Origin of the sequence: Arthrobacter sp. HMSC06H05 (assembly GCF_001807395.1) — a bacterium.
GTDB classification, from domain to species: domain Bacteria; phylum Actinomycetota; class Actinomycetes; order Actinomycetales; family Micrococcaceae; genus Pseudoglutamicibacter; species Pseudoglutamicibacter albus.
This window is the reverse complement of sequence record NZ_KV788980.1, coordinates 102,382-102,989: the sequence shown is the minus strand read 5'-3', so window position 1 is coordinate 102,989 and position 608 is coordinate 102,382. Positions and strand designations below refer to the sequence as shown.

General features: G+C 61.7%; 1 protein-coding gene. It reads left to right on the top strand.

The window, feature by feature from the left end; genetic code table 11:
- The coding region (locus HMPREF3160_RS10160; RefSeq protein WP_256173974.1) for an MFS transporter at positions 1–608 on the top strand (608 nt) is incomplete at both ends.

Genomic DNA, 608 nt, shown 5'->3' with positions numbered 1-608 from the left:
AGGTTGTTGAGGGCATCAAGTATGTTGCGCGTAGGCCTACGCTCATCATGATCATGGTGCTTGCGTTCGTGGTGGGTACGTTCGGGTTGAATTTCCCGGTGTTCAACGCGGTCATGGCTACAACGGTGTTCGATGCGGATGCCGAGGTGTTCGGTCTGCTCGGCACAATCCAGGCGTGCGGCACGTTGGCGGGTGCGTTGATGGCGGCCAGGCGGCAGGGTTCGCGGCTGAAGTTCGTGGTGGGTGGAACGATCGGTTTCGGTATCACGGTGATCGCCGCGTGTGCGGCTCCGTGGTTGTGGCTGTATGCGATCATGCTGATCCCGACCGGCTGGGCAGCGGTGACGTTCTTGAATTCGTGCAACGTGACGCTACAGATGACAGTGGACCCGAGGTATCGCGGCCGCGTGATGGCGTTGTACATGGTTTTGGTTATGGGCGGAACGCCGCTCGGTTCACCTTTGATGGGGTGGCTTGCCGAAGTTCTGGGCGCGCGGATGTCACTCTGCATCGCGGGTCTGATTTCGCTCGTGGCTGGCCTGTGGGGCTTGTGGTACTGGAACCGGCACGCGCCGCAGGGCGAGTTGCGGCGCCGTGTGCGCCGCATC